The organism is Leifsonia sp. RAF41, from assembly GCF_052114085.1.
Taxonomy (GTDB): domain Bacteria; phylum Actinomycetota; class Actinomycetes; order Actinomycetales; family Microbacteriaceae; genus Leifsonia.
The window spans coordinates 782,713-801,466 of the sequence record NZ_JBFREB010000001.1; the positions used below are offsets into that span (position 1 = coordinate 782,713).

Annotated in this window: 21 protein-coding genes; 12 read left to right on the plus strand and 9 right to left on the minus strand. The window is 69.3% G+C overall.

The annotated features are described in order from the left end of the window. The first annotated feature begins 195 nt into the window (after nucleotides 1–195). Nucleotides 196–573 carry a VOC family protein gene (locus AB4Y74_RS03680; RefSeq protein WP_441797761.1) on the plus strand — a complete coding sequence of 126 codons (378 nt, stop codon included), beginning with the start codon at nucleotides 196–198 and terminating at the stop codon, nucleotides 571–573. Between the two features lie 19 nt (nucleotides 574–592). Here the strand turns inward: AB4Y74_RS03680 and AB4Y74_RS03685 are convergent, their stop codons facing one another. After that, on the minus strand, nucleotides 593–1,675 hold the full coding sequence (locus AB4Y74_RS03685) for an NADH:flavin oxidoreductase/NADH oxidase (RefSeq protein WP_441797762.1): 1,083 nt from the start codon (nucleotides 1,673–1,675) through the stop codon (nucleotides 593–595). An 8-nt stretch (nucleotides 1,676–1,683) separates the two neighbouring features. Next, nucleotides 1,684–2,301: an HAD family hydrolase gene (locus tag AB4Y74_RS03690; RefSeq protein ID WP_441797763.1), complete on the minus strand. Its 618-nt coding sequence runs from the start codon at nucleotides 2,299–2,301 to the stop codon at nucleotides 1,684–1,686. A 69-nt stretch (nucleotides 2,302–2,370) separates the two neighbouring features. Between AB4Y74_RS03690 and AB4Y74_RS03695 the strand changes: the two genes are divergently transcribed. Genes AB4Y74_RS03695 through AB4Y74_RS03715 form a run of 5 tightly spaced genes read left to right on the plus strand, consistent with a single transcriptional unit; the run spans nucleotide 2,371 to nucleotide 6,491 of the window. Then, nucleotides 2,371–3,234, plus strand: coding sequence for an ADP-dependent NAD(P)H-hydrate dehydratase (locus tag AB4Y74_RS03695; RefSeq protein WP_441797764.1), 864 nt, complete (start codon nucleotides 2,371–2,373; stop codon nucleotides 3,232–3,234). Between the two features lie 50 nt (nucleotides 3,235–3,284). Then, complete coding sequence (locus tag AB4Y74_RS03700) at nucleotides 3,285–4,625, plus strand: hypothetical protein (RefSeq protein ID WP_441797765.1); 1,341 nt, start codon at nucleotides 3,285–3,287, stop codon at nucleotides 4,623–4,625. Between the two features lie 26 nt (nucleotides 4,626–4,651). Beyond that, nucleotides 4,652–4,960 carry a thiamine-binding protein gene (locus tag AB4Y74_RS03705; RefSeq protein WP_441797766.1) on the plus strand — a complete coding sequence of 103 codons (309 nt, stop codon included), beginning with the start codon at nucleotides 4,652–4,654 and terminating at the stop codon, nucleotides 4,958–4,960. Nucleotide 4,961: 1 nt separating this feature from the next. Further along, entirely contained in the window at nucleotides 4,962–5,201 is a 240-nt protein-coding gene (locus AB4Y74_RS03710) for a hypothetical protein (protein WP_441797767.1), read from the plus strand. Between the two features lie 9 nt (nucleotides 5,202–5,210). Then, on the plus strand, nucleotides 5,211–6,491 hold the full coding sequence (locus tag AB4Y74_RS03715) for an MFS transporter (RefSeq protein WP_441797768.1): 1,281 nt from the start codon (nucleotides 5,211–5,213) through the stop codon (nucleotides 6,489–6,491). A gap of 124 nt (nucleotides 6,492–6,615) precedes the next feature. Here AB4Y74_RS03715 and AB4Y74_RS03720 read toward each other — a convergent pair whose 3' ends face one another. The 5 genes from AB4Y74_RS03720 to AB4Y74_RS03740 all read right to left on the minus strand — a co-directional run bounded on the left by AB4Y74_RS03720 (nucleotide 6,616) and on the right by AB4Y74_RS03740 (nucleotide 12,388). Beyond that, the gene (locus AB4Y74_RS03720) at nucleotides 6,616–7,269 is read right to left on the minus strand and encodes a response regulator (RefSeq protein ID WP_441797769.1); all 654 of its coding nucleotides are present in this window, start codon (nucleotides 7,267–7,269) and stop codon (nucleotides 6,616–6,618) included. Nucleotides 7,270–7,302: 33 nt separating this feature from the next. Continuing rightward, nucleotides 7,303–8,520, minus strand: coding sequence for a hypothetical protein (locus AB4Y74_RS03725; RefSeq protein ID WP_441797770.1), 1,218 nt, complete (start codon nucleotides 8,518–8,520; stop codon nucleotides 7,303–7,305). Continuing rightward, nucleotides 8,517–9,683: a sensor histidine kinase gene (locus AB4Y74_RS03730; RefSeq protein ID WP_441797771.1), complete on the minus strand. Its 1,167-nt coding sequence runs from the start codon at nucleotides 9,681–9,683 to the stop codon at nucleotides 8,517–8,519. The genes AB4Y74_RS03725 and AB4Y74_RS03730 overlap by 4 nt, the downstream gene beginning before the upstream one ends. A 16-nt stretch (nucleotides 9,684–9,699) precedes the next feature. After that, nucleotides 9,700–10,905: a homoserine O-acetyltransferase MetX gene (gene metX, locus AB4Y74_RS03735; protein WP_441797772.1), complete on the minus strand. Its 1,206-nt coding sequence runs from the start codon at nucleotides 10,903–10,905 to the stop codon at nucleotides 9,700–9,702. Between the two features lie 160 nt (nucleotides 10,906–11,065). Further along, the gene (locus tag AB4Y74_RS03740) at nucleotides 11,066–12,388 is read right to left on the minus strand and encodes a bifunctional o-acetylhomoserine/o-acetylserine sulfhydrylase (RefSeq protein ID WP_441797773.1); all 1,323 of its coding nucleotides are present in this window, start codon (nucleotides 12,386–12,388) and stop codon (nucleotides 11,066–11,068) included. A 151-nt stretch (nucleotides 12,389–12,539) separates the two neighbouring features. Between AB4Y74_RS03740 and AB4Y74_RS03745 the strand changes: the two genes are divergently transcribed. Continuing rightward, nucleotides 12,540–13,313 carry an SDR family oxidoreductase gene (locus AB4Y74_RS03745; protein ID WP_441797774.1) on the plus strand — a complete coding sequence of 258 codons (774 nt, stop codon included), beginning with the start codon at nucleotides 12,540–12,542 and terminating at the stop codon, nucleotides 13,311–13,313. A 2-nt stretch (nucleotides 13,314–13,315) separates the two neighbouring features. Next, complete coding sequence (locus tag AB4Y74_RS03750; protein ID WP_441797775.1) at nucleotides 13,316–14,023, plus strand: potassium channel family protein; 708 nt, start codon at nucleotides 13,316–13,318, stop codon at nucleotides 14,021–14,023. A 15-nt stretch (nucleotides 14,024–14,038) separates the two neighbouring features. Here the strand turns inward: AB4Y74_RS03750 and AB4Y74_RS03755 are convergent, their stop codons facing one another. Beyond that, nucleotides 14,039–14,830 carry a nucleotidyltransferase domain-containing protein gene (locus tag AB4Y74_RS03755; protein WP_441797776.1) on the minus strand — a complete coding sequence of 264 codons (792 nt, stop codon included), beginning with the start codon at nucleotides 14,828–14,830 and terminating at the stop codon, nucleotides 14,039–14,041. Nucleotides 14,831–14,832: 2 nt separating this feature from the next. Beyond that, nucleotides 14,833–16,293 carry an MFS transporter gene (locus AB4Y74_RS03760; RefSeq protein ID WP_441797777.1) on the minus strand — a complete coding sequence of 487 codons (1,461 nt, stop codon included), beginning with the start codon at nucleotides 16,291–16,293 and terminating at the stop codon, nucleotides 14,833–14,835. Between the two features lie 42 nt (nucleotides 16,294–16,335). Here AB4Y74_RS03760 and AB4Y74_RS03765 point away from each other — a divergent pair, with 42 nt between their 5' ends. The 4 genes from AB4Y74_RS03765 to AB4Y74_RS03780 are packed head-to-tail and all read left to right on the plus strand — an operon-like array spanning nucleotide 16,336 to nucleotide 18,753. Next, on the plus strand, nucleotides 16,336–16,857 hold the full coding sequence (locus tag AB4Y74_RS03765; RefSeq protein ID WP_441797778.1) for a phosphoribosyltransferase: 522 nt from the start codon (nucleotides 16,336–16,338) through the stop codon (nucleotides 16,855–16,857). A gap of 8 nt (nucleotides 16,858–16,865) precedes the next feature. Next, complete coding sequence (locus tag AB4Y74_RS03770; protein ID WP_441797779.1) at nucleotides 16,866–17,558, plus strand: uracil-DNA glycosylase; 693 nt, start codon at nucleotides 16,866–16,868, stop codon at nucleotides 17,556–17,558. Nucleotides 17,559–17,592: 34 nt separating this feature from the next. Further along, nucleotides 17,593–18,171 carry a GNAT family N-acetyltransferase gene (locus tag AB4Y74_RS03775; protein WP_441797780.1) on the plus strand — a complete coding sequence of 193 codons (579 nt, stop codon included), beginning with the start codon at nucleotides 17,593–17,595 and terminating at the stop codon, nucleotides 18,169–18,171. 27 nt (nucleotides 18,172–18,198) lie between these two features. After that, nucleotides 18,199–18,753, plus strand: coding sequence for a DUF2781 domain-containing protein (locus AB4Y74_RS03780; RefSeq protein WP_441797781.1), 555 nt, complete (start codon nucleotides 18,199–18,201; stop codon nucleotides 18,751–18,753). Nucleotide 18,754: the final 1 nt, after the last annotated feature.

The window sequence follows — 18,754 nt, forward strand, 5'->3', positions numbered from 1 at the left end:
GGGCGTACCGGAGCGGATCGGCGTCTAGAGGGAGGGTCGTCCATGTGGCCGCCAGTATATCGAGACGGAATGCGGGTCGCCCGAGGATTCCCGGGCGGATTCCCAGGAGCGGCACGGCTCCTAGACCACCGATTCCACTAGCCCCTCCGAGCGACGACCGGCGTAGCATCCCGCCCGGATGAAGGAGGAATCATCATGTTGGAGTCATCTGTCACATACTCCGTCCTTCCTGCCTCCGACCTGCAGCGCGCCACGGCGTGGTACCGCGACAAGCTGGAGCTCGAACCGGAGCGGACCACCGACGGCGGAGTGCTGTACGGCACCGGGTCGGACAGCAAGATCTTCGTGTACGAGACCGGGAATGCGGGCACAGCGCAGAACACCGCGATGTGCTGGCTGGTCGACGACATCGAGGCCGTGATGGCCCACCTCAGGGAGAAGGGCGTGGTCTTCGCGGACTACGACTTCCCCGGATTGCACACCGAGAACGGGATCGCGACCGACGACATGGGGCGGTCGGCGTGGTTCCAGGACAGCGAGGGCAACTACCTCTGCCTGACCCAGGAGGCCTGACCCGACCGCCCGGGACCCGTCAGCGCCGCCAGCGTGCGCGGAGGTACTGCGGCGGCCAGTAGCCGATCTCCACGCCGAGTTCATGCGCGGCCCGCAGCGGGAAGTGCGGGTCGCGGAGGAGTTCGCGCGCCAGCATGACCGCGTCCGCCTGACCGCTCTCGACGATCTCGGCGGCCTGCTCCGCGGTGGTGATCAGGCCGACGGCGCTCACATCCACTTCGGACGTGCTGCGGACGTGGTGCGCGAACGGCACCTGGTAGCCCGGCTCGACGGGTATGCGGATCCCGGCCTGGATGCCGCCGCTGGAGATGTCGAAGAAGTCGGCGCCCGCCTTCTCCGCCCAGGCTGCCACAGTGGCCGTCTGGTGCTCGTCCCAGCCGCCTTCGGTCCAGTCGCTCGCCGAGAAGCGGACGAACAGGGGAGTGCCGGGTGCTTCCTCGCGCACGGCGGCGACCACGCGCAGCAGGAGCCGGGCGCGGTTCTCCAGGGAGCCGCCGTACTCGTCGGTGCGCTGGTTGGAGAGGGGGGAGAGGAACTGGTGCAGCAGGTAGCCGTGAGCCGCGTGGATCTCGAGCACGCGGAATCCCGCGTCGATGGAGCGGCGGGTGGCGCTCCGGAAGTCGTCGACGATCGTGTCGATTCCCGCCGCGTCGAGTTCTTCCGGCACGTCGAAGCCTTCGAACGGGATCGCGGAGGGGGCGACCGTACGCCAGCCGCCTTCGCCCTCCGGGACGGTGCCGGCCTTGCCGTCGAAGCCCCAGGCGGGCCAGTTCGACGCCTTGCGGCCCGCGTGTGCGAGCTGGATGCCCGGAACGGCGCCCTGCTCCTCGATGAAGGCGACGATCGGCTTCCAGGCGTCGCGCTGCTCGTCCGTCCAGATCCCGGTGTCGCGCGGGCTGATACGCCCCTCGGGGCTGACGGCGGTCGCCTCGGTGAAGACGAGACCGCTGCCGCCGGTGGCGAACGAGCCCAGGTGCACGAAGTGCCAGCTGTTCGGGACGCCCGACTCGTCGAGGACGGAGTACTGGCACATCGGCGAGGTCCAGATGCGGTTGCGGACGGTGACCCCGCGCAGGGTCAGGGGATCGAAAAGAGAGGGCATACCTCCATCTAAGACCCGAGGGCTTCCAGATATGCCCGAAGATCCTGCGGAGTCGTGAAGACATGGCCGGTGATGCCGAGGGCTTCCGCTCCGCGCACGTTGGCCTCCTTGTTGTCGATGAAGACCGTCTGCGCAGGTGTCACGCCGAGTTCCGCGCACACGTGCTCGAAGATCTCACGGCTCGGCTTGATCGTGCCGAGCTCGCCGCTGACGAAGACCTTCTCGAAGAGGTCGCCGAGGGTGCCGTGGCGGAAGTACGAACCGAAGTCGCGGCCCGCGTTCGACAGCAGAGCCATCCGCGTGCCGCCCGCCTTCAGGTCGAGCAGCACGTCGAGCGTGTCGTGGTCGATGGTGAGCCAGCTGCGGAAGTCGGCCAGCCACAGACGGTGGATTGTCGCGTCGCCCCAGCTCTCGCCGAGCTCCCGCTCGATGCCCCGCCAGTACGACTGGATGCTCAGCGTGCCCTGGTCGAGCGCATCCCGGTGACGCCAGTAGGCCGGCCAGAACACCTGCGTATCCCCGCCGGCCAGCTCGGCCAGGGCCGCGCGGTCGTCCTGTGTCGGGGTCACCGAGATGACCTCGCCATAGTCGAACACGATCACCTTTCCGGGGATGCTGATCGCCATGGTCACAACCTATCGTGAGGTCCGAAGGGGTTCTATGGTCACGGATCACACGACGAGCGGAGGCGACCGGTGACGGGATGGCAGAGCTGGGACGAGCAGGACGCGGCCGCGTGGATCGCGGTGCCGCGGGACGCGAGCGATAAGTACTCGCGCGGCGTACTCGGGGTGGTGACCGGTTCCGAGCTCTACCCGGGCGCCGCCGTGCTGGGTGTCGAGGGCGCGTCCCGCACCGGTGTCGGGATGATCCGCTACCTCGGCGCCGACCGCCCGTCCGACCTGGTGATCCGTCGTCGGCCGGAGGTCGTCACGGCGTCCGGCCGGGTGCAGGGGTGGCTGATCGGCTCCGGGATGGATGCGACCTCACGGCCCGACGACGACGCTCACCGGCTGCGTGCGGCGCTGCGTGACGGCCGTCCGCTGGTGATCGACGCGGGCGCTCTCGATCTGGTCGGACAAGCGTCCGCGCCGGTGATCGTCACGCCGCATTTCCGCGAACTGGCGACGATGCTCGCCACGGGGGCGGATGACGACTCGGACGCCGTGACCGCGGACGACATCGCGGCGGACCCGGCGGGGTGGGCTGTGCGCGCGGCGGACAGCCTCGGCGTGACGGTGCTGCTGAAGGGGCACACGACCCATGTCGCCGCGCCGGGTGGGCCGCTGTACACCGTCACGGCCGGACCGCCGTGGCTCGCCACCGCCGGCAGCGGGGACGTGCTCGGCGGGGTGCTCGGCGCCCTCGTGGCGACGCACGCGCGCGAGATCGACGAGGGCGGTCATGCGGCGCTCGCCGCCCTCGGTGCGACCGCCGCCTGGGTGCACGGCCGTGCGGCGGAACGCGTCTCGGACGGCGGCCCGATCGTGGCACTGGACATCGTCGGCGGCCTGCCCGGAGTGGTGCGCGACCTCGTCCGGTCCGTCGGCGACCGCTAGCGGACGGCAGTTCAGGAGCGCGCCCGACGCATCCCCTAGGATGTGGCGCTATGGGGATGGAAGCGGCGCCGGCGCGCGCCGAGGCGACCCCGGAAGCCGCGCCGGGCGCCGTCCACCGGGTGGTGCACAGCCCGCTGGCGCTGTGGATCGCGTTCCTCGTCGTGCACCTGGTGATCAGCGGTCTCGCCCTCGACCAGGGCAAGGGCCTCGGCGACGTCTTCCTCGTCTACAAGCCGTGGGCGCAGCTGGCGGCGCAAGGCACGCAGATCGTCGGGGTGAACTCCGACTGGGTGTACCCCTTCGGCGCGATCGTGCCGGTGATGCTCCCCCTGCTGTTCGGCGCTGACGGCTACGTCTGGGCCTGGCTGAACATGGTGTTGCTGCTCAACGCGGCCGCGTTCGCCGTGCTCATCGTCGGGCGCGAGCCGCGCCGCCTGATCGCCGCCTGGTGGTGGCTCGGGTTCCTGCTGCTGCTCGGCCCGATCGCCGTGGGGAGGCTGGATGCCGTCTCGGCCTCACTGGGGATCGTCGGACTGCTCTGGCTGACGTTGCACGAGCGCGCCGCCGTGGTCGTGCTGACCGCCGCCACCTGGATCAAGGTCTGGCCGGCTGCCATGCTGCTCGCCGCCGTCGTCGCGATCCGCTCGCGCTGGCACATCGTGCTCGTGGCCGTCGTGACTTCCGCGGTCATCGTGGCCGTGCCGCTGATCTTCGGGGCCGGGTGGCACATCCTGAGCTTCATCACGACGCAGACCGACCGTGGGCTGCAGATCGAGGCGCCGGTGAGCACGATCTGGATGTGGCAGGCCGCATTACACGTGCCCGGGTCCGAGGTGTACTACGACCGGACGCTGCTCACCTTCCAGGTGAGCGGGCAGGGGACGGCGGCAGCCGGGTCGCTGATGAACCCGCTGTTCGCGCTGACGGCCGTGGTCGTGACGCTGATCGGCGTGCGCGCCATGCGGCGGGGGACGCCGTACACGCGCATCCTGCCGGAGCTGTCGCTGGCCCTCGTGACCGCGTTCATCGCGTTCAACAAGGTCGGTTCGCCGCAGTACGTCGTGTGGCTCGCGGCGCCGGTCGTGATCGGGCTCGCCTACCAGGGCCGGGGGTTCCGCATCCCGGCGATCCTCGTGCTGGTCACCGCCGGTCTCACGCAGGTGTTCTACCCTTTCCTGTACGACTGGCTGCTGGTGCCGGACCCGGCGATGGTGGCCGTGCTGACCGTGCGTAACCTGATGTACTTCGTGATCCTGGGATGGACGGTCGCCGCGCTCTGGCGGCGGCGGCATCGCCAGGAGGCGGCCGGCGACCTGGTGCCGGCCCACGCGTGGCCGTTCCGGTCGGCACCCGGCGCGCACGCGGAACCGGTCGGCGGCGACCCGCGCTGACGCGGTCGCCTGAGAGGAGAGAAATCATGCTGGTGGCGTTCTCTGTGGCACCGAGCGGGGGAGAGGGGGCCGACGCCTCGGTCCACGACGCCGTTGCGGCGGCCGTTCGCGTCGTTCGTGAGTCGGGCCTCCCGAATCACACGGACTCGATGTTCACGACCATCGAAGGGGAGTGGGACGAGGTGTTCGACGTGGTGCGCCGAGCGACCGAAGCGGTCGGCCGGTTCGGCTCGCGGGTCTCGCTCGTTCTGAAGGCCGACATCCGGCCGGGTTACTCCGGCGAGCTGGATGGCAAGGTGCAGCGGCTCGAGGCTGCCCTCGAGCGGCAGGACTGACATGGATGTCTATACCGTCGTCGCCCTCGTCGTCGGCCTGTTCGTCGCCTTCGGCCCGTTCCTGGCGATCGTGGCAGTGCTCATCGGCGGTGTGCTCCTCGGCTGCGTGATCGTGGCGATCGTCGGAGCCGTGCGAACGAGCGTCTCGCGTCCGGAGGAGACCCGCGACGTCGATGTCGCCGAGTTCTTCGCGGAGCAATCGGACGCCGCGGTGGCCGTGGGTCGAAACGATTCGATATAAGCTGGGCGCGTGACCCCGCTTCTTGACGGGCCGACGAAGCTGTCGTCGGCCCGTATTCGTCTTGCCCTCCTGGCACTCGCCCTCGGCGGCTTCGGCATCGGATCGACCGAGTTCGTCGCGATGGGCCTGCTGCCCAACATCGCGCACGATCTGCTGCCGCAGCTCTACGCCGACTCGCCGACCGCCGCCAACGCGCAGGCCGGCTGGATCATCTCGGCGTACGCGCTGGGGGTGGTCGTGGGTGCTCCGACGATCGCCGCGTTCGCGGCTCGCTGGCCGCGCAAGAAGCTCATCCTCTGGCTGCTGGTTGCCTTCACCGTCGGCACCATCGCGTCCGCCGTCGCCCCGACCTTCCAGCTCGTGATGCTGGCGCGCTTCATCTCTGCGCTGCCGCACGGCGCGTACTTCGGCATCGCCTCGCTCGTCGCGGCGTCGCTGATGGGTCCGGGCAAGCGCGGCCGCGGGGTCGCCTTCGTGCTGTCCGGGCTGACCATCGCCAACGTGATCGGCGTGCCCACCATTACCTGGATCGGGCAGCACAACGGTTGGCGGATCGCCTACCTCGTCGTCGCCGCCATTTTCGCCCTGACCTTCGTCGCGGTCGCCTTCCTGGTGCCGTGGCAGGCCGGGAACGCGAAGGCCACGATGCGGAACGAGCTGCGCGCCTTCACACGTCTGCAGGTGTGGCTGGCGCTTGCGATCGGCGCGATCGGCTTCGGCGGGTTCTTCGCCGTGTACACCTACATCGCGCCCCTGGTGACCACGGTCACCGGGATGCCGGAGGCGACCGTGCCGTTCGTCCTCGTCGTCGCCGGCCTGGGCATGACTGTCGGCAACCTGCTCGGCGGCCGTGCCGCCGACCAGAGCGTCAAGAACAGCATGCTGCTGTTCTTTGCGATCCTGCTGGTCGGCCTCGCGGTGCTGTGGCTGACCGCGGCCACCATCGTCGGTCTGCTGGTCTCCGTCTTCGTCGTCTCCGGGGCGTGCTCCGCACTCTCGCCGACCATCCAGACGCGCCTGATGGATGTGGCCCACGACAGCCAGTCCATCGCGGCCGCCCTCAACCACTCGGCGCTCAACATCGCGAACGCGTCGGGCGCCGCACTCGGCGGACTGACGATCGCCGCCGGTTTCGGCTACCTGTCGCCGATCGTCGTTGGCGCCGTGCTGGCCGTTGCGGGCATCCTGCTCGCGCTGCTCTCGTTCTCGATCGACCGCTCGCGCGAGCGTCGCGGCGTCGACACCGGCGTCGTGCACGCCCAGCGGCCGGACCCGGTATCGGTCGACTGACCTAACGCGGTGCCCCGGCGTCGTAACGGAGGAGGCGCGGCTCGACACGCCGGCGAAACGCCGAAAACGGAGGAGGCCCGGACACCATCGGTCCGAGCCTCCTCCGTTTCCGCGGCAGGCCGCGTCAGTCGTTCTGGAGCAGGATGCCGTCCTGGATGGCGCGCTTCCGCAGCGCCACCTTCGTGCCGACGTCGTATCCCGCCACCCGGTACTTCTCGCGGATGCGCTTGAGGTAGCTCTTCGCGGTCTCGTCCGAGATCCCCAGCTGGAACGCGACGGCCTTGACCGGCTCGCCGGCTCCGTACAGCGCCATCACCCGACGCTCCTGGGCGCTCAGCTTCGGCGCGCCGCCGACCTCGCCAGCGTTGAGCGCCAGGTCGAGCTCGGCCGAGATGAACGACTCGCCCTTCTGTGCAGCGCGGATCGCCTCGACGATCATCTCCGCATCCTCGCTCTTCACGAGGTAGCCCATCGCCCCGGCCGCGAGCGCTTCGCGCACCACCGCGGGCTCCGAGTAGGTGCTCATGAGCACGGTCGCCACGCCCGTCGTCTTCAGCGTCGACAGCTTCAGCGAGATCGGGATGTTGTCCTTGAGATCCAGATCGAGCAGCACGACGTCGACCGGGAATTCCGGGTGCGTGAGGAGCTCGGGCCAGCTGGCCACCGCCGCCACCATCCGAATGTCGTCCGCGGCGTTGCGGATCCATTCCGTCAGCGCCCCGAGGAGCATCTTGTGGTCATCGACGATCGCGATCCGAATCGGCGGTTCCTCGCCCATGTCGTGCCTTTCTGTTTCCCGGTCCGGACTGGTTCAACCCAGTTCCGCAGAAGCGTCGCGCACCGTGGTGATCTCGATGCGCAGCGCGGATCCCGAGAATGACTCGGAATAGCGCCCCACTTTACGGATAGCTTGCCATGCCGCGGGGTCTACCCCGTTTCGCGGCACACCGCTCGTTGTGATCACGATCGACATCGTCGCGCCGGGGTTCGCCGTCTTCGGGTAGGTGCCGACGGGCCGCGACAGGTCGAGGGTGAGGGTTCGGGGCTGCCCGGCACCCGTCCGCACCGGGTCGCTGATGAGCAGCCAGACCGCGGTCAGCAGTCCGTCGCGCTGGTCGCGGTTCAGCCCGGCGGCCAGCCCGTCGGGGTCGGTGAGTGTGACCGACGGCCCGAGCAGCGCCGACTCGGTCACCGCGTGGTACAGCCACGTCTCCTTTCGGCCCTGGATGAGGTGGAGGCGCAGTTCGGTCGCGATGCTGGCCGCCGCATCCGCGGTGTCCTCGTCGAGCGGCAGGGAGGTGCGTCCCGTGGCCACCCCGTCGAGCAGACGCTCGGCGGCGAGGTCGAGCCGGGCGAGCTCCTCGGAGGCCAGCATGCCGATCGCGTAGCCGGGGGAGACGACGGTGCTCTGCACCTGCACCAGGTCGAGCTCCAACTGGACCAGGGTGCGGAGCGAGCGGACGATCTGCACTCCGACCACAGGCGGCGCGACCGCGATCGCCACGGTCACGAGCCCCGGTCCCAGGAGTTGGAGGTTCGGCAGTGCGCGCCAGATCACGACCACCAGGAGCACGCCGCCGAGTGTGGATGCGGCCAGCATGATGTCACGGGCGGGACGCACCGGGACGCACAGCAGCAAAGCGGGACCAACGGCCGTCGCCGCCGTCAACGGAACACTGGCCCCACCCACCGGCCAAGTCCCGGCGATATCGAGGGCGACGGCACCAGCCCACGCCGTCAGCCCGGCGAGATAGGCCCACAGCGGCAGCTCGTCCGGCAGGCGGAAGCGCAGGACGAGCGCGCCGACCAGAGTGGTCGCGATGAGCACCCAGGCGGCGATCGTGAAGCCGAGGAAGGAGTAGTCGGACACGTTGAGTGCGAAGAGCACCAGCAGGAACGCGATCAGAGCGACCGTCGCCACGTTGAAACCGAGGTCCAGCCGGGCGCGGCCCAGGGCATCCCGCTCGTCTCCGGCGGCGCCGCGCGCGATCGGGCTGCGCGGCACGGTCCGCTCGTCCACACGCGTCATTTCGGCACCTCCAGCACCACGGTCGTCCCGCTGCCGGGTGACGAGAACAGTCGGGCGTTGCCGCCGACATCGCGCAGGCGGGCGACGATCGACTCCGTGAAGCCGAGACGACCCGAGTCGATCGTCGCGACGTCGAAGCCCTTGCCCGCGTCGGTCACCATCGCGCGCACGTTCGTCTCATCGTCTGTGATGGTGACGTGCGCCTCGTTGACCCCGGAGTGCCGGCGGACGTTCTCCAGGCACTCGCCGAGAGCGAGCAGGAACGCGTCGAGCACGTCTGAGGGCAGCAGCACCTGACCCGCGCCGTGCCAGTTGACCTCGAGTCCCATGCGACGGAAACGCTGCTTGACCGACTCGAGCGTCTTCCCGAGGGCGGACTCCTCGACAGGCTTGAGCTTGTAGTCGCCCGAGCGTGCCGGGTCGGGCGTGAAGCCGAGACGCAGCTGGCGCAGCAGGGCCGCATCCTCCGCCGCCTGCTCGCGCAGCGCTCCGTGGCTGACACCGACGCCGGAGTGGGCCAGGAGGGTCAGCGTCGCCAACACCGTGTCGTGCAAGAGGCGCGCGCTCTGGCGCCGCCGCGCCTCCGTCTCGCTCGCCTGCCGTTCGACGCGGTACGCCCGGCTCATCGTCGAGATGCGCTTGAGCGTCCGGGGGACGGTGCGGGAGAGCCAGATGCCCGTCGCGGTCAGCGCGACCCACCCCGTCATCGTGAAGACCAGCGGCTCGATCATGCGCGACCGCGTCAGCACCAGCGTGAAGGCGAGCGCCGCGAGCGTCGCGGCCGCCGCCACGATCAACAGGAGGATGCGCGGCCGCGAGGTCACCGCCAGCACGCAGACGCAGGCGACCGAGGCTGCGCCGATCACGCCGACGGCGCTGATGGCCGACGGTCCGAGGGCGGTTCCCGGCAGCAGGTGAATCAGGATGAGCGCGACGCCCGCGACCACGATCACCCACATCCAGAGCATCAGCCGGAGCAGGGTGGCGAGCTGCCATTGGGCGTAGCCGAGACAGACCACCAGCACGAGGGATGCGAGATAGAGCGGCAGGGGGAGGGACCCGGGCACGCTCAGGCAGATCAGTGCGGTCGCCGTAGCGGTCAGGCCGACGGTACGGGCCGTCGCGGCGAGGAGACGATCACGCTCCTTCTGGATGCGCGACATGCCCCTCCATCCTTCGTCAGTCGGCGAAGAGCCGCCGTAGTTGCGTGCTGACCGCGTCGTCTTCGATCAGGAACCCGTCGTGGCCGAAGTCCGACCGGATCACCACTGGAACTCTACCGTCCAGCGTGTGCGGAACATGGTAGGCGATCTGCTCCTGTCCCTCGACGGGGAACAGCCGGTCGCTGTCGATGCCGACGACGAGGGTGCGTGCGGTCACGCGGGACAGGGCGGCGGCAAGTCCGCCACGACCGCGGCCGACGTCGTGCGAGTTCATCGCCTCCACCAGCGTGATGTAGCTGTTGGCGTCGAACCGGCGGGTGAACTTGTTGCCGTGGAAGTCGAGGTACGACTCGACCGCGAAGCGTCCGCCGCCGCCGAGCGGGCTGATCTCGCTCTGCCAGGCGCGCTGGAAGCGCTCGTTGAGCTCCGAGGGGCTGCGGTAGTTGAGCAGGGCCATTCGGCGCGCGAGGGCGAGGCCGCGGTGGGGTCCGTCGCCGTCCTCGGCGTCGTAGTACTGGCCGCCGCGGAACAACGGGTCCGTACGGACGGCCTCGATCTGCACCGAGTTGAGCGCGATCTGGTCGGCGGTGGAGTGCGGCGGGGCGGCGATCACTGCGAGACGTTCGACGCGCTCCGGGAAGGCGACCGCCCACTCCAGCGCCTGCATGCCGCCCATGGAGCCGCCGACGACGGCGCCCCAGCGGTCGATCCCGATCGCGTCGGCGAACGCGGCCTGGGCGTTCACCTGGTCCCGGATGGTCGTGAACGGGAAGCGCGCACCCCACTCCGAGCCGTCGGGGGCGAGCGACGCGGGTCCGGTCGTGCCCTGGCAGCCGCCCAGCATGTTGGGTGCGACGACGAACCAGCGGTCCGTGTCGATCGCCTTGCCGGGGCCGATGATGCCCTGCCACCAGCCGGCCGTCTGATGGCCGCGGCCGGACGGCCCGACGGCGTGGGAGTCGCCGGTCAGAGCGTGCAGCACCAGGAGTGCATTGTCGCGCTCGGGGGACAGCTCGCCCCAGGTCTCGTAGGCGACGCGGACGTAGGGGAGGCTCTCACCGCTCTCGAACGAGAAGGCGCCGATCCCGGCGAATTGCCGATCCCCCGCCGCGTCCGACTCCTTCCAGGCGCCGCTCGCCGGCGGCTTCCCGAGCAGCGTCCGAGCCTGGGCCTCCGTGATGAAACTCGACGGCGCCGTGTCGGCGGATGTCTGCCACTCCATGGGTCCCATTCTCGCGGAGCCGACCCTCCCTCCGCGCAGTGTTACGCCCCGCCGCCGACCCCCACCGCCGACCCCACCATCGAGTACGCAAAGACTGCACGCCAGAGCGGGTCTGGGCGTGCAGTCTTCGCGTACTCGATGGTGGGGCCTGCGGGGTCGGTCAGGCGCGGGCGGCCTCCGCGACGGAGCGGGCGGCGGCCAGGCCGGCGGAGAGGTCCGCCTTGAGGTCGTCGATGTTCTCCAGGCCGACCGACAGGCGCACCAGGCCGGGGGTGACGCCCGCGGTGAGCTGCTGCTCCGGGGTCAGCTGGGAGTGCGTGGTGGAGGCCGGGTGGATCACGAGGCTGCGGACATCGCCGATGTTGGCCAGGTGGCTGAACAGCGACAGGTTGTCGACCAGCGCGGCCCCCGCATCCACGCCGCCCTTGAGCTCGAACGACAGCACCGCGCCGACGCCCTTGGGGGCGTAGCGGTTGGCGGCCGCGTACCACGGGCTCGTGGGCAGGCCGGAGTAGTTCACGGAAGCGACGTCGGAGTGCCCCTCGAGGAACTCGGCGATCTCCTGCGCGTTCTGCGTGTGACGCTCGACGCGCAGGGAGAGGGTCTCGATGCCCTGAATGAGCTGCCAAGCGCTCGCCGGCGCGATGGCGGCGCCGAGGTCGCGGAGCAGCTGCACGCGGGCCTTGATGATGTAGGCGAGCGCGTCGCCGACCGCCGCCGTGTAGCTGGCGCCGTGGTACGACGGGTCCGGCTCGGTGAGACCGGGGAACTTGTCCACGTTCTTCGACCACTCGAACGTCCCGCCGTCGACGATGACGCCGCCGATGACCGTGCCGTGACCGCCGAGGAACTTGGTGGCCGAGTGGACCACGATGTCGGCGCCATGCTCGAACGGGCGGATCAGGTACGGCGTCGCGATCGTGTTGTCGACGATGAGCGGCACACCGGCCTCGTGCGCGATGTCGGCGACGAGTTCGATGTCGAGGATGTTGATCTTCGGGTTGCCGATGGTCTCGGCGAAGAAGAGCTTCGTGTTCGGGCGGACCGCGCGGCGCCACTCCTCGGCGTCGTCCTGGTTCTCGACGAACGTGGTCTCGATGCCGAGCTTGGCCAGCGTGTACTTGAAGAGGTTGTAGGTGCCGCCGTAGATCGAGCTCGAGGACACGATGTGGTCGCCCGCCTGTGCGATGTTCAGCACGGCGAAGGTCTCGGCCGCTTGGCCGGAGGCGACGAGGAGTGCACCGCTGCCGCCTTCGAGCGCGGCGACGCGCTCCTCGACGACGGCCTGCGTCGGGTTCTGGATGCGCGTGTAGATGTTGCCGAATTCCGCCAGAGCGAACAGGTTCTTGGCGTGCTCGGCGTTGTTGAAGACGTAGGACGTGGTCTGGTAGATCGGCGTCGCACGCGCGTTGGTCACGGGGTCCGGAGCGGCCCCCGAGTGGATCTGCTTGGTCTCGAACTGCCAGTCGGCTGCTTCGGTCATGGCGTCTCTCTTTCGGGTCTGCGGGCGCGCGGGACGCGCGTTCGGGGTGGGGACTGCAAGCGGTCGTCCACCGCCGTCCACAGCAGGCTAGACGCGCCGCCGCACGCGGGCAACGTATCCGAAACACGCCGTAACCCGCGACAATGAGGGCATGAGCAGACGTGTGGTCGTGACGGGAGCGAGTTCGGGGATCGGCGCGGCGACGGTGCGGGCCTTCCTCGGGCAGGGCTGGGACGTGGTCGCGGTCGCGCGCCGCGAGGACCGCCTCCGGGAGCTGGCGGAGGAGACCGGCGCCGAATTCGTCGCCGCCGACCTGACGAAGCAGGCGGACGTGGATGCGCTCCGCGCCCACCTGGAATCGACCGGCGGCATCCACGCCCTCGTCAACAACGCGGGCGGCGCGAAGGGGCTCGATTCGGTCGAGAAGTCGAGCATCGACGACTGGGCCTGGATGTACGAGATCAACGTGATCGGTACCAAGCGGGTGATCTCCGCCCTGTTGCCGCTGCTCCGGGAGGGGGCGCGGGCGACCGGGCACGCGGACATCCTGAACGTCACGTCGATCGCAGGTCTCACCGCCTACGCCGGAGGAGGCGGGTACAACGCGGCGAAGTTCGCCGAGCACGCCCTCACCGAGGTGCTGCGGCTGGAACTCAACGGTGAGCCGATCCGGGTCGTGGAGGTCGCGCCCGGGATGGTCGCGACCGAGGAGTTCTCGCTCGTGCGCTTCGGCGGCGACCAGGCTCGCCGCGACGCCGTCTACGAGGACGTCCCCGAGCCGCTCTCCGCCGAGGATGTCGCCGAGACCATCGTCCACGCGCTGAGCCTTCCCCGGCACGTCGACCTCGACCTGATCGTCGTGAAGCCGGTCGCGCAGGCCGCCCCGTACCGCCTCCATAAGGGCGAGCTGCGAGTCGGGGACTGACCATGACCGATGAGGATGACAGCAAGCGTCTGCGCTGGGAGCGGGCGACCGCCTGGCCCGGGATCGCCGCGAGCGTGCTCTTCCTCGTCGCGTACTCGTGGAACATCCTGGACGAGTCGAAATCGCCGGCGCTCAACGCCGTCCTGATCGTCGTGCTGGTAGCGGTCTGGGCGTTCTTCCTCGTCGATTACGTGATGCGGCTGATCCTCGCAAAGCACAAGGCCGAGTTCGTCCGGCACAACCCCGTCGATCTGCTGTCGGTGTTCATTCCCATGGCGCGGCCGTTCCGCCTGTTGACGGGACTGCGCCACCTCCCCGGGCTGCAGGGCAACAGCGGGTCGCACCTGCGGCGACGCGTGGTGATCATCGCGGCGAGCTTCATCGTCATGTTCATCTATGTGATCTCGCTCGCCGAGTTCCAGGTCGAACGTTTCGCGCACGGATCCAACATCCGCTCGTTCGGCGACGCCGTCTGGTGGGCGTGCGTCACGATGGCGACCGTCGGCTACGGCGACTACTATCCCGTGACGGTTCCCGGCCGCGTTCTCGCCGTCGTGCTCATGATCGGTGGTGTGGCGATCGTCGGGACCGCGAGCGCCACCATCGTGAACTACCTGAACGATCGCACGCGCGTCATGCGGAACGACCGAGAGGCGCAGGCGCAGCGGATGCGCGACCACGCGGTGGACGAGCGCGGCGACGGCAGCTGAGGCGCCGCGCTAGGGTCAGTCGTCGGCGACCGCGACGCACTTCCGGAGGAGCGTCAGGGCCTCCCGCCCGTCGCCCGCGGTGAACTCCTGGCGGTCGCCGGCGCGGTCGCGCACGACCCGCTCCAGCAGTTCCGCGTGTTCCGGCCAGCGCTCGGCGGCGAACGCGGCGGCCGCCGTCTTCGAGAGCACTTCGCCGCTCTCGATCGTGGCGACCAGCCGGATCGGGCCGAGCGCCACCCAGCGAACGGTCTCGGGACGCACCGGTCCGTCGTCCGGCCGCTCCGCCAGCTCCCGCTCGACGCCGTCGCCGATGCGCTGCCAGTAGTCGAGGAGGTTGTCGCGCGAGAACGCGACGACACCCTCCGCGGTCCGGGGGTCGCGGTCGGCCGTCGGTGACCAGATGACATCCCCGCCGTCGACGATCCCCTGCACCCCGGCCTCCAGCTCCCGCCAGGTGATCCAGCTCAGCTGCGCGCCGGGCAGGGAGGAGACGAGCACGCCCTCCACCACCTGCGGGGCCGTCTGCACGACGTCCGGTCCGCGTGCGATCTCCGACTCGGTCAGGTAGACGCCGTCGATGTGCGGCTGGGACGCGGCGTGGAGCTCGGCGAGGTTGGGCAGGTCGTCGATCGGGTCACGGGTGACGACGAAGACGACGTCGATGTCGCTGACGCCGGGATGCCAGTCCCCGGCGACGGCGGAGCCGGTGACGATCGCGCGGCTCACCAGCCCGGGGGCGACTCTTCGTTGCTCCAGCAGGAACTGCGTGAGCGCATCGGCGACAGCGGGTGGGAGCTGCTCGGACATGATTACTCCAGGACGGGTTCGGCGTCCGCGAACGCGAGTCGCGGGACGAAGTAGAGGAGCACCGCGGCGACGAGTGCACCGAGGCCGCAGATGGTCCAGACGATCATGTAGCCGAAGAGGCTGGCGGCTGTGGCGGTCACCGTCGCGGCACCGGTGAGCAGCACGACGCCGAACACCGCTGATGCGAAGGATCCGCCCACCGTCTTGGTGGTGTTGGTCATCGCCGTGGCGACGCCGGTCTGCCCGCGTGGGGCGGCCGCGGCCGCTGCGGCCGGGAGGGCTCCGACGAGCGCGCCCGAGCCGATCCCGGCGATGGCCATGTTGGTGAAGACCTGCCAGGTCTCCAGGTGGAAAGGCAGGAACAGCAGGTATCCGATCGCGACCAGGAAAGACGCACCGATCAGCGTCACGCGCGGAGTCAGCCACGACGACACCAGCGGGAACAGCAGCGCCCCCACGATCATCGAGATCAGGTAGGCGCCGATCAGGATGCTGCGCTGCCCGGCCGAGAGCCCGAGGCCGTAACCGTTCGCCGGATCGGTGCCCGCGTAGGTGCTGAGCGGCGCCTGCGCGCCGAGCAGGCTGATCCCGATCAGGCCCGCGGTCAGCTGCACCGGCCACATCGCCGGCTGCCGCAGCACCCGCAGGTCGATCGCCGGGTCCTTCTGACGCAGCTCCCAGCGCCCGAACGGGATGAACGCCAGGACGCCGAGCAGGATGAGCCCCCAGACCCACCAGGTGCCGGCGCCGTTCAGCCGGAGGAAGGTCAGTCCGGAGGTGATCAGCAGCAGGCCGAGCGCGAGGAGGGAGAAGCCGATCCCGTCGAGGGTGCGTCCCGGCCCGGGCTCGGATTCGGGGACGCCGAACAGGATCGCGAAGAAGACCAGGGTCACCGCCACGGCAGGCACCATCAGGGTCACGGTCACGTTGCCGCCGAGCGCCTCGAACAGCAGCCCGGCGCCGATCGCCCCGACGATGGCCCCGGCCTCGAGCGCGACGACGAGCAGACCAGCGGCGCGTCGAGTGCGCGAGGGGGCCGTGCCTGTGCGGCGACCGCGGTCGAAGATCAGGGCGATCTCGAGCGGCAGCCAGACCACGTAGAAGCCCTGCAGCGCGAATGCCAGCAAGTAGCTGACGAAGTCGCCGGAGAACGCGAGCGCCCAACTGGCGAGCGCGGTCAACACGGTGGCGACCAGCAGGATGCGCTTGTGCCCGAACATGTCGCCGAGCTTCGCGAGCACGGGGACGACCAGGGCGGAGACCAGCAGCTGGGCGGCCTCGAACCAGTTGTAGTCGGCGTCGTGGATGCCCAAGTGACGCACGATGTCGGAGATGAGCGGCACGTAGTAGCCCTGCAGGATGCCGCTCGTCAGCTCCACCAACGCGAGCCAGCCGATGAGGGCGGCAGTCGCGCCGATCGCGACCGTCGCCCGGCGCTGGGTCGACGTCTTCTCCGATGTCATGCGCGGATGCTAACACCCGGGTGGCCCCGGTACGGTAGAGGGATGGCCAGCGAACTCGACGATTCCGGAGCAGACGTCCTTCAGGAGAAGGAGCGGGAGGTCCTGGGATGGCTGGAGTTCGGTGAAGCGTCGCGTCATCTGGCGGGCGAGGTGGTCGAGTCGGGCTTCGAGCCGGACATGGTCGTGGCCATCGCCCGTGGGGGCCTGCTGCTCGCCGGTGCCATCTCGTACGCTCTCGGCATCAAGGCGTGCGGCGCGCTGAACGTGGAGTTCTACACCGGGGTCGACTCACGTCTCCCCGAGCCCGTGGTGCTCCCTCCCATGCTCGATTCCGCCGCGCTGGAGGCCAAGCGGGTGCTGCTCGTGGACGACGTCTCCGACTCCGGTCGGACCCTCGCCATGGTCGTCGACCTGATCTCGGCGTCCGGTGCCGACGTCCGCACGGTCTGCCTCTACTCGAAGCCCCGCACCGTCCTCGAGCCCGACTTCGTCTGGCGGCGCACGGACCGCTGGATCACGTTCCCGTGGTCGGCGCTTCCGCCGGTGACCGCCGCCACCCACTGAGCGACCGAGTGCCCAAGACGCTGGCTGAGCTGGCCGCCGACGGCTCGATGGATCCGGGATGGGCTGCTGCCCTCGAGCCCGTAGCCGACCGGATCGCCGACACGGGCGCGTTTCTGCGCGGTGAGGTGGCCGCCGGGCGCCACTACCTTCCCGCGGGGGATGCCGTGCTGCGGGCGTTCCGCGCCCCGCTCGCAGATGTCCGGGTCCTGATTGTGGGGCAGGACCCGTATCCGACCCCCGGACACCCGATCGGCCTGTCGTTCGCGGTGGAGCGCCACTTCCGTCCGCTGCCGAGGAGCCTCCAGAACATCTACCGGGAGCTGCACGACGACCTTGGTGTCACTCCGCCTCCCCACGGCGACCTGAGCGAGTGGTCGGACAACGGCGTCATGCTGCTCAACCGCGTCCTCACCGTCCGCCCGGGTGAACCGGCCTCGCACCGCGGAAAGGGGTGGGAGGCGGTGACCGAGCACGCCATCCGCTCGCTCGTCGCCCGCGGCCGGCCGTTCGTCTCGATCCTGTGGGGGCGCGACGCCTCGACGCTCACGCCGCTGCTCGGTGGCAACCCGGCGATCGAGTCGCCGCACCCGAGTCCCCTCTCCGCGTCGCGGGGGTTCTTCGGCTCGAAGCCGTTCTCGCGCGCGAATGCGTTGCTCGAACAGGTGGGCGAGAAACCTGTCGACTGGTCCCTGCATCCGTAACGCGCCTGCAACACTGCCGACGTAGGCTTGAGGGGTGCTGGAAGAGGAATACCAGGAGCGCCGCGTCCTCCCACGCCATCTGCGCAAACAGGAGCCGCAGGAGGCGCCGTTCGAGTACTCGCTCCGCGAGGCGCGCCCGGAGGACCTCCCGCACATTCGCGAGATCTACAACCACTACGTCGCCAACAGCACCGTGACCTTCGACGAAGATGCGATGACGTTGCGCGAGTGGAAGAGCAAGTACGCGTACCTCAAGAAGCTCGGCATGCCGTTCATCGTCGCCGAGTCGCCCGCCGGGCAGATCCTCGGCTATGCACTCGTGCAGCCCTGGAAGCAGAAGCGGGCGTACCGCTTCACGGTCGAGAACTCGATCTACCTGGGGGCCGCATCCACCGGGAAGGGCCTCGGACCGGTACTGATGCAGGAGCTCATCGACCGATCGAAGGCGGCGGGCCTCAAGGAGATCATCGCCGTGATCGCCGACAAGGGTGCCGAGGCATCCATCAAGATGCACGAGAACTTCGGGTTCACGGAGATCGGCCGGATGGGCCGCGTCGGCTACAAGTTCGACCGCTGGCTCGGCACCGTGCTGATGCAGAAATCCCTGAAGTAACGCAACGACGGCGCTAGGCTCCCGAGCGTGACCACCGTGAGCCCAGGAACAGAAACAGGCCAGGCCGCCCCCGCCGCACCAGCGGCGCCCGCGAACCTGCCGCTCCGCAAGCGACCCGTCGACATCTTCTTCATCGTGATGTTCTCGCTGTTCATCGTCACCTGCATCATCAGCGATGCCATCCCGACCCTCGGCATCCCGCAGACGGCGACGACGACGAACATCCTGGCCCAGTGGAACTACACGTACTCGTCGCAGTACGACCCGCTCTACATGCACGAGCCGCTGTGGCTGCGCTTCATCACAGGGACCAGCGCGTTCATCTATCTGCCCTTTTACGTGCTGCTGGTCGTCTGCCTGGTGAAGGGGTTCAACTGGATCCAGCTGTTCGCCGTCATCTACGCGACCATGATTATCAGCCTCACGGCGATCCCGATCTTCGGGGTGGAGTTCTTCGGTCCGGTGGGCGAGCGCACGCCCAACCCGGTCGTGTTCCTGCTGTACAACGGGCCGTACGTGCTCGTCCCGCTGCTGCTGCTCATCCGGATGCGCAAACCGCTGCCGTTCACCAGGAGGTTCTGAG